Below are 8412 nucleotides of genomic sequence, written 5' to 3'. Positions count from 1 at the left end.
ATCGAAGGTCATGTCGATACCGGCATTGGCGCGACCGAACGGCTTGCCGTTGAGATCGGCCAGCAGCGGCAGGCTGACCTTGCCGCCATCCCAGGCATTGCCCAGTTCGTCCGGCGTCACCGCGACAGGCGAAAACGCCGAGGACGGTTTTGACTGAAAGAAGCCGAATCCCTTGGCGAGTTCCGGCCCCGTGAGCGCGCGCAACGTGACGTCGTTGACCAGCATGACCAGTCGGATCGCTGCCTTTGCCTCTTCGAGGCTGGCGCCCATCGGCACATCGTCGACAATGACAGCAACTTCTCCTTCCATGTCGATGCCGAAGGCTTCGTCAGGCATGCGGATCGGGTCGCGCGGTGGAATGAAGGCGTCCGAGCCGCCCTGGTAGATGAGCGGGTCGGTCCAGAAGCTCGCCGGCATCTCGGCCCCGCGCGCTTTGCGCACCAGCTCGACATGGTTCACATATGCCGAGCCATCGGCCCATTGATAGGCGCGCGGCAGCGGCGAATGGGCGTCATGCTCGTGGAAGCGCTCCGCCGGCATCGCATTGTTCTCCAGCGATTCCGCTATCGTCGCGAGATGCGGGGCGATGCGCCGCCAGTCGTCGAGCGCCGCCTGCAACGTGCGCACCAGGAACGAGGCGTCGGTGAAGCGTGTCAGGTCACGCGAGACGACGACGAGTTTTCCGTCGCGCGTCCCGTCCTTCAATGTGGCAAGCTTCATGCGGTTTCCTCTCCTGCTGCAGCTTTGGCGCTGCTTAATTCCACAACAAGGCCGTCGCGGGCGATCGTCAAGCCGCCGGCCCATGTTTTCCTGACAGCGGCGATCCAGTCGGCCTCGCCGATCTGGGCGTCGTCGGCAGGAATGAGATGATTGAGCACCAGTCTCTTGACGCCGGCATCGCTGGCGATGCTGCCGGCCTCTTCGGCAAAGCTGTGGCTGGCGAGCAGATGCTCTTTCAGCCGCGCGCCATTGCCGGTCCTGGCCACCAGCCGCTCGATGCCTTCTTCCAGCATGGCTTCGTGGGCCAGGATATCGGCGCCCCGGGCAAAATCGGCGAGCGGCGGATAGAAGGCCGTATCGGCGGAGAACACCACGCTTTTGCCCGCGTATTCGAAGCGCAGCGCAAAACAGTCGGTCACCGGCGGATGCTCGACGCGCAGCGCCGAAACCGTCAAGCCGCCTTGTTCGACCACCTGGCCTTCGCCGAATTCGACGATCGAAACCAGCTCACGAATATCTGGCCGGCCCTCATCGACGATCCGGATCTCGATGTCGAACTCCATCGCCTGGCAAAAACGCCGCCAGTAATGACCCGTGCCGGGCGGACCGAACACGCCGACGGGCGTCGCCAAGCCCGCTGTCCACGCGGTGTGGATCAGCGGCCCCAGTTCCAGCACATGGTCGGAATGCAAATGCGTGATGAAGATCAGGTCGAGCGCCTTCAGGCTGATACCGGCATCGACCAGACCACGCGTCACGCCAAGTCCGCAGTCGACGACGATGCTGCGGCCGCCGATCTCCAGCAGCGACGAACTCGGCCATGGGCCACCTGGCCGCAGCGCCGGGCCGCCCTTCGAACCCAAAATCACCAGCCGATCCGGCATTGGCTCTGTGCTCAAGACCAGTCGCCCTCAGGCGTGCCGTTGAAGCGCTTCTTCAGGTCCGCCCAGCAGTCGATGTAATTGTCCTGCCGGGTTTCGAGTTCGGCGCCGTAGCGGGTCAGCATCTGCGGGTAGCGGGTCTCGAACATGAAGGCCATGGTGTTGTCGAGCTTGACCGGTTTCAGGTCCGCGCGCGAGGCTTTTTCGAAGCCAGGCGCATCCGGCCCATGGGCCAGCATCAGATTGTGCAGGCTGATGCCACCGGGCACAAAACCCTCTTCCTTGGCGTCGTACTGGCCGTGGATCAGCCCCATGAACTCGCTCATGATGTTGCGGTGATACCAGGGCGGCCGGAACGTATCTTCGGCCACCAGCCAGCGCGGCGGGAAGATGACGAAGTCGATGTTGGCGGTGCCCTCCTCGCCGCTCGGCGCCGTCAGCACTGTGAAGATCGACGGATCGGGGTGGTCGAACAGCAGCGCTCCGACCGGCGAAAAGGTCGCCAGATCATATTTGTAGGGCGCATAGTTGCCGTGCCAGGCAACGACATCCAGCGGCGAATGACCGATCTCGGTGACATGGAAATTGCCGCACCATTTCACCGTCAGCCGGCATGGCGTTTCCTTCTCCTCGAACCAGGCGCAAGGCGTCTTGAAATCGCGCGGGTTGGCCAGGCAGTTGGCGCCGATCGGACCACGGTCGGGCAGCGTCAGCTTGGCGCCGTAATTCTCGCAGACATAGCCACGCACTTGCCTGTCGACCAACTCGACCTTGAAGACGAGGCCGCGTGGCAGCACCGCGATCTCGCCGGGCCGAAGCTCAATGACGCCCATCTCGGTGACGAAGCGCAAAGCGCCGACCTGTGGCACGATCAGCAATTCGCCGTCAGCATTGAAGAAATGATCGTCGACCATAGAGGTGTTGGCGACATAGACGTGGGCTGCCATGCCGGTCTGCCCGAGCACGTCGCCGGCGGTGGTTATGCTGCGCATACCGGCGATGAAATCGGTCGGCTCCTTCGGCATCGGCACCGGATTCCAGCGATACTGGCCAAGCGCCAGTTCGTGATCGCCGACATTGGGCGCGCTCTTCCACAAGGGATAGCTCGCCGGCTTGAAGCGGCCGGTGTGCTTGACGCTCGGCCTGATGCGGTAGAGCCAGGAGCGCTCATTGGTGCCGCGCGGGGCGGTGAAGGGCGAGCCCGAAAGCTGCTCGGCATAGAGCCCGTAGGCCGGCCGCTGCGGCGAGTTCCGTCCTTGCGGCAGCGAACCGGGCAGCGTCTCGGTTTCGAAGTCGTTGCCGAAACCCGGCATGTAGGAAAAGGCCATTGCTTCCTCCCGGAATGGATCTCAATTGACCAAACTGGTTTCAGTTGTAACTATCGAAAATGTAACCATCAATGGCGACTTTGAAAAATGGCGATCAAGAGCGAAGCGTCCGACGAGCCTGAAATTCTCAATCTGGAGAATTTCCTGCCCTACCGGCTCTACCGGCTTGCCGACGCCGTCAGCCGCGAATTCTCGCGAATATACAAGGACAGCCATGGCCTGACGCGGCCGGAATGGCGCACCCTTTCCGGGCTTGGGCAGCATGGAACAATGACGGCGTCTGCAATCGGCGAGCAATCGGCAATGCACAAGACCAAGGTGTCGCGCGCTGTTGCTGAACTCGAACGGCGGCGCTGGCTCACGCGGACACCAGATGAGAATGATCGCCGGGTCGAGCATCTGGCGCTGACCAAGGCCGGCCTTGCCGCCTATCGCGAAATGGTGCCGCTGGCGAAGGCGTTCGAGCGGGAGTTGCTGGCGAAACTGAGCGTCAGCGAACGCGAAGCGATCGCGAACGGACTGGCGGCGCTGCAGGCTGCGTTGGGCAAAGGCTAGGTCGGGAACAGAAATGCCGACATATTAGCGGGACAGCGCAACGCCTCTTATTAGGCGCCTACCAGTCCATCACCACCTTGCCGGAACTGCCGCTGCGCATCGCATCGAAGCCGGCCTGGAAATCGTCGATGCCGATCCGGTGCGTGATAAGCCCGGAAACATCGAGCGGCCCCTGCACCAGCGCGATCATCTTGTACCAGGTCTCGAACATCTCACGGCCGTAGATGCCCTTGAGATGCAGCATCTTGAAGATGACCTTGTTCCAGTCGATCTCGAAGCCGGTCGGCGCGATACCCAGAATGGCGATCTTGCCGCCATTGTTCATGGTGTCGATCATGTCGCGGAAGGCAGGTGCAGCGCCCGACATTTCAAGGCCGACATCAAAGCCTTCGGTCATGCCGAGCGCTGGCATGATTTCGCGCAGCTTTTCCTTGGAGGCGTCGACGACATGCTGGACGCCGAGCTTTTTCGCCAGCGCCAGCCGCACCGGGTTGATGTCGGTGATGACCACTTTTCGCGCGCCGACGCATTGCGCGACGAGCGCGCCCATGATGCCGATCGGCCCGGCACCGGTGACCAGCACATCCTCGCCGACCAGATCGAAGGACAATGCGGTGTGAACCGCATTGCCCAAGGGATCGAAAATCGCGGCGATTTCGTCCGGCACATCGTCGGGGATCGGCACAACATTATGTTGCGGGATCGCCAGATACTCGCCGAAAGCGCCGGGACGGTTGACGCCGACGCCGAGGGTGTTGCGGCACAGATGCCCCCTGCCCGCACGGCAGTTGCGGCAATGACCGCAGACGATGTGGCCTTCGCCCGACACGCGCTGGCCGACCTTGTATTCGGTGACCGCGGCGCCGAAATCGGCAACGGTTCCGACAAATTCGTGGCCGGTGACCATTGGCACCGGCACCGTCTTTTGCGCCCACTGGTCCCAATTGTAGATATGGACGTCAGTGCCGCAGATTGCCGTCTTCTTGATCTTGATCAGCACGTCGTTGGGGCCGATTTCCGGCACCGGCACCTCTTCCATCCAGATGCCCGGTTCGGCCTTGGCCTTCACCAGCGCCTTCATCATGTTCGACATGCGTTTGTCCCTTGAATCTCTTGATCCGGAGTCGCTTTTCGATTCCGGCCTTTCAGGAAATGACCCCGAGTTCGCGCCCGACGGCGGCAAACGCTTCCACCGCGCGGTCGATGTCGGCGCTGGAATGCGCCGCCGACATCTGGGTGCGGATGCGCGCCTGGCCCTTCGGCACCACCGGGAAAGAAAAGCCGATGACGTAGATGCCGCGCTTCAGCATGCGCGCGGCCATCTCCTGCGCCAGGCTGGCATCGCCCAGCATCACCGGAATGATCGGATGGTCGGCGCCGGCCAGCGTGAAGCCGAGCTTGCCCATCTGCGACCGGAACCGCGCCGCATTGGCATAGAGGCGCTCGCGCAAGGCGTCGCCATTGCGGATCAGTTCGAACACCTTGATCGAAGCGCCGGCAATCGCCGGCATGAGCGTGTTGGAGAAGAGATAGGGTCGTGAGCGCTGGCGCAGCCAGTCGACCACTTGGCTCTTGCCCGAGGTGTAACCGCCGGAGGCGCCGCCGAGCGCCTTGCCGAGCGTCCCGGTGATGATGTCGACCCTGCCCTCGACGCCGCAATGCTCGGCCGAGCCGCGGCCGTTCCGGCCGACGAAGCCGACCGCATGGCTGTCGTCAACCATCACCATGGCGTCGTACTTCTCAGCGAGGTCGCAGACACCCCGAAGGTTAGCGATGATGCCATCCATCGAAAACACGCCATCGGTGGCGATCAGCCGGAAGCGACAGTCCTTGGCTTCCTTCAGGCGCGCCTCGAGATCGGCCATGTCGTTGTTGGCGTAGCGGAAGCGTTTGGCCTTCGACAGCCGCACGCCGTCGATGATCGAGGCGTGGTTCAGCGCATCGGAAATGATCGCGTCGTCCTCACCGAGCAACGTTTCGAACAGGCCGCCATTGGCGTCGAAGCAAGAGCCGTAGAGGATGGTGTCTTCCAGGCCGAGGAAGGATGAAATCGTCGCCTCGAGCTGCTTGTGCTCCTCCTGCGTGCCGCAGATGAAACGCACCGATGCCATGCCGTAGCCATAGCGGTCGAGCGCCTGGCTGGCCGCCGCCCGCAGGTCGGCGCTGTCGGCGAGGCCGAGATAGTTGTTGGCGCAGAAATTGAGCACCTTCTGCCCGCCGACCTCGATCTCGGCTGACTGGGTCGAAGAGATCACCCGTTCGGATTTGTAGAGGCCTGCCGATTTGAGCCCCGCGAGCTCGCTGTCGATGTGGGAGAGGAATGCTGCGGTCATGATCTAGCCTCGTTTGACGTGGGCCGACTGTCGTCTCGTCCGCGCGAAAAATCCATCGCAAAAACGACCGGATCGGTGGCAAGCGGCCCGATGTGGCCCGATGTGGATTGTCATACGGCCGCAGAAGCGGGGCCACGACAAATGCGGCAGGCCAACGACCGCTCAAATGTCGGTACAGCGCTAAACGAGCCGATAACCATTTCGCGATCTTTCCACGGCTCCCCCTTGCCGGCCGGCTGTCGATTTCCAGTCCTGTTAACGTTTGCAGTTCAATGGTGCTCATACAGGAATCCGTTGGCGAGAGGGCCGCCCCCGAAAATGTCGCAGCAGCCGGTGCAAACCGTTTCAGGCAAGCTCATATTGCTGATCAAGGCTGGCTATTGGCTGGCCCTGCTAATTATTGCGGCCATGGTGATAGCCTCCTTCATCCTGCTGCAGCAGATGATGGCAACCCAACAGCACAACCACACCTTGCTCGACATTGTCAGCACGCAAAAGACGCTGTCGCAGCGCATCGTCTTCCTTGCCAGTGCAACGGTTGCTGGTTCGCGCGACAAGCAGCCGGCGCTGGTCAGCGCGCTCAAGCAGGCAACGGCGGAGTTCGAGACGAACTACGATCTGCTGCTCGAGCAGACGGGAGCCGATCCGCAATCGCCGGCCAAGCTCGACTCGAAGTCGATCGAAAGTGTCCTTTTCGCCAAGCCTTTTCACCTCGATTATTTCTCGGTCGGGCTAATCGCCAATGGCGACCGCCTGATCTCGGCCTATGAATCGCGATTCACAGGCAATGGCGGCTACAAAGGTGGCGACGAGCGCGTTAATCTCGATGCCTCTGTCGCCAATGCGACCTTGTCGGGCTATGCCGCGCTTGGCCAGCGCATCAGCGCCGATGCCGACGAGCGCTCCGAGAAGCTGCTCGCCCTGCACCGCACATTGTTCTACGCCACCCTCGGCGTCATCATACTGGTGGCGCTCTTCATTTTCAGGCCGATGTCGAACGCCATCCTGCGCAAGACGCATGAACTGATCGACGCGCGCAATTCCATGGCCTTCATCGCGGTGCATGACGGCCTCACCGGCCTGCACAACCGCACGTTCCTGACCGACCATTTCGACACGCTGATCAAGGGCACGCACCGGCGCCGCGAGCGCCTTGCCGTCGTCCAGCTCGACCTCGACCGGTTCAAGCAGATCAACGATACGCTCGGCCACGCCGCCGGCGACTATGTGCTGGTCGTCACGGCGCAGCGCATGCGCGATTCCTGCCGGGCGTCAGATCTGTGCGTGCGGCTGGGCGGCGACGAGTTCGTCATGATCCTCGGCGGTGCCGGCGGCACCGAAGACATCAACATGCTGGCGCGGCGCATCCTGGCGCACATCAACGAGCCGATCGTCTTCCAGGGCACGACCATTCTACCAGGCGCCAGCGCCGGCATCGCCGTCTATCCGATCGACGCCGACAATGCGCAGGATCTGCTGGTGCACGCCGATCTGGCGCTCTACTCCGCCAAGAAGCTGGGCGGCAGCAACTTCTCCTTCTTCTCCGAAGAGTTGCGCCGCGAACTCGACTATCGCAAGCAACTCGAGCACGACATCAAGGTCGCCATCGCGGAGCGGGCCTTCCAGGTCTATTTCCAGCCGCAGGTTTCGCTGACCAACGGCACGATCAGCGGCATCGAGGCGCTGGTGCGCTGGAACCATGCCGAGCGCGGCATGATCCCGCCCGGCGAATTCATTCCGGTCGCCGAGAAATGCGGCTTCATGCCCGAGATCGGCCGCATCGTCATCACCAAGGCGATCAACGAGGCGGCCGAATGGAACCGCGCCGGGATTGCCTTCGGGCGGCTTGCCGTCAATGTTTCCGGCACCGAATTGCGCGAACACGATTTCGATGCGTTTTTGTTTGAGACGCTGGAAAAGGCCGGGTTGCCGCCGCAGAAACTGTCGCTGGAAATCGTCGAATCCGTCATTCTCGACGACGAGAAGACGGGCATAGCCGCCAAGCTGCGCCACATCAGGGCGGCCGGCGTTCATCTCGAACTCGACGATTTCGGCACCGGCTATGCCTCGCTCAGCCATGTCAACCCGAACGAGATCGACCGGCTGAAGATCGACCGCCGCTTCGTCCAGAACATCCATGAGAATGGCGACAATTCGAAGATCGTGCGCGCCATCACCGAGCTGGCGCGTGGCCTTGGCATCTCGATCGTTGCCGAAGGCGCTGAAACCGAGGCCGAGCTCGAGTCGCTGATGGCGATCGGCTGCGACCAGGTGCAGGGTTATTCCATCGCCTTCCCGATGCCGCACGACAAGGCGCTGGAATGGCTGACCGCCCGCATGCCGAAGAAAGCCAAGCTGACAGTGCTGCAGGGAAGCCTGGCGTAGGCTTGCCTTTTTGTTTGTGCATGTCGTTGTCCAAAATCGCTGCGCACTTTTGGGCGACATGCACCGGCTCGCCTTGACAAGCCGTTGTGGGCATGGCCGCCTGTCATGATTGCAACCGGATATTGCGGGTGATGACACCGTTTCGGTTTGTCCTGGCGGCACTGTTGATTTTTGCGGTCCCCGCCCATGGCGCCGATCGCACCATCTATC

Annotated in this window: 7 protein-coding genes; 2 read left to right on the top strand and 5 right to left on the bottom strand. The window is 62.1% G+C overall.

Annotation, left to right across the window (positions count from 1 at the left end):
• The 3 genes from EN935_RS12865 to hmgA all read right to left on the bottom strand — a co-directional run.
• Nucleotides 1-720: fumarylacetoacetate hydrolase family protein (locus tag EN935_RS12865; RefSeq protein ID WP_164771105.1), on the bottom strand; the 720-nt coding region annotated here is incomplete at its 3' end.
• On the bottom strand, nucleotides 717-1604 hold the full coding sequence (locus EN935_RS12860) for an MBL fold metallo-hydrolase (RefSeq protein WP_164757689.1): 888 nt from the start codon (nucleotides 1602-1604) through the stop codon (nucleotides 717-719). The genes EN935_RS12865 and EN935_RS12860, both read right to left, overlap by 4 nt.
• Before the next feature lie 11 nt (nucleotides 1605-1615).
• The gene (gene hmgA / locus EN935_RS12855) at nucleotides 1616-2929 is read right to left on the bottom strand and encodes a homogentisate 1,2-dioxygenase (RefSeq protein WP_127264294.1); all 1314 of its coding nucleotides are present in this window, start codon (nucleotides 2927-2929) and stop codon (nucleotides 1616-1618) included.
• Nucleotides 2930-3016: 87 nt separating this feature from the next.
• On the opposite strand from hmgA, the gene EN935_RS12850 reads away from it, so the two are divergent.
• A complete protein-coding gene (locus EN935_RS12850) occupies nucleotides 3017-3484 on the top strand; it encodes a MarR family transcriptional regulator (protein ID WP_109672389.1) in 468 nt (155 codons plus the stop codon).
• 58 nt (nucleotides 3485-3542) lie between these two features.
• Here EN935_RS12850 and tdh read toward each other — a convergent pair whose 3' ends face one another.
• A complete protein-coding gene (gene tdh / locus EN935_RS12845; protein ID WP_109672387.1) occupies nucleotides 3543-4577 on the bottom strand; it encodes an L-threonine 3-dehydrogenase in 1035 nt (344 codons plus the stop codon).
• Nucleotides 4578-4629: 52 nt separating this feature from the next.
• Nucleotides 4630-5817, bottom strand: coding sequence for a glycine C-acetyltransferase (locus tag EN935_RS12840; protein WP_109672384.1), 1188 nt, complete (start codon nucleotides 5815-5817; stop codon nucleotides 4630-4632).
• Between the two features lie 318 nt (nucleotides 5818-6135).
• Here EN935_RS12840 and EN935_RS12835 point away from each other — a divergent pair, with 318 nt between their 5' ends.
• On the top strand, nucleotides 6136-8202 hold the full coding sequence (locus EN935_RS12835) for an EAL domain-containing protein (protein ID WP_109672382.1): 2067 nt from the start codon (nucleotides 6136-6138) through the stop codon (nucleotides 8200-8202).
• Nucleotides 8203-8412: the final 210 nt, after the last annotated feature.

It is taken from the genome of Mesorhizobium sp. M7D.F.Ca.US.004.03.1.1 (genome assembly GCF_003998635.1).
GTDB lineage: Bacteria > Pseudomonadota > Alphaproteobacteria > Rhizobiales > Rhizobiaceae > Mesorhizobium > Mesorhizobium loti.
This window is presented reverse-complemented; position numbering and strand designations above follow the sequence as displayed.

Excerpts from the sequence above, each read along its gene's own strand:
- EN935_RS12860 (WP_164757689.1), bottom strand. The coding sequence starts at position 1,604 with ATGCCGGATCGGCTGGTGATTTTGGGTTCGAAGGGCGGCCCGGCGCTG.
- hmgA (WP_127264294.1), bottom strand. The coding sequence starts at position 2,929 with ATGGCCTTTTCCTACATGCCGGGTTTCGGCAACGACTTCGAAACCGAG.
- EN935_RS12850 (WP_109672389.1), top strand. The coding sequence starts at position 3,017 with ATGGCGATCAAGAGCGAAGCGTCCGACGAGCCTGAAATTCTCAATCTG.
- EN935_RS12840 (WP_109672384.1), bottom strand. The coding sequence starts at position 5,817 with ATGACCGCAGCATTCCTCTCCCACATCGACAGCGAGCTCGCGGGGCTC.
- tdh (WP_109672387.1), bottom strand. The coding sequence starts at position 4,577 with ATGTCGAACATGATGAAGGCGCTGGTGAAGGCCAAGGCCGAACCGGGC.
- EN935_RS12835 (WP_109672382.1), top strand. The coding sequence starts at position 6,136 with ATGTCGCAGCAGCCGGTGCAAACCGTTTCAGGCAAGCTCATATTGCTG.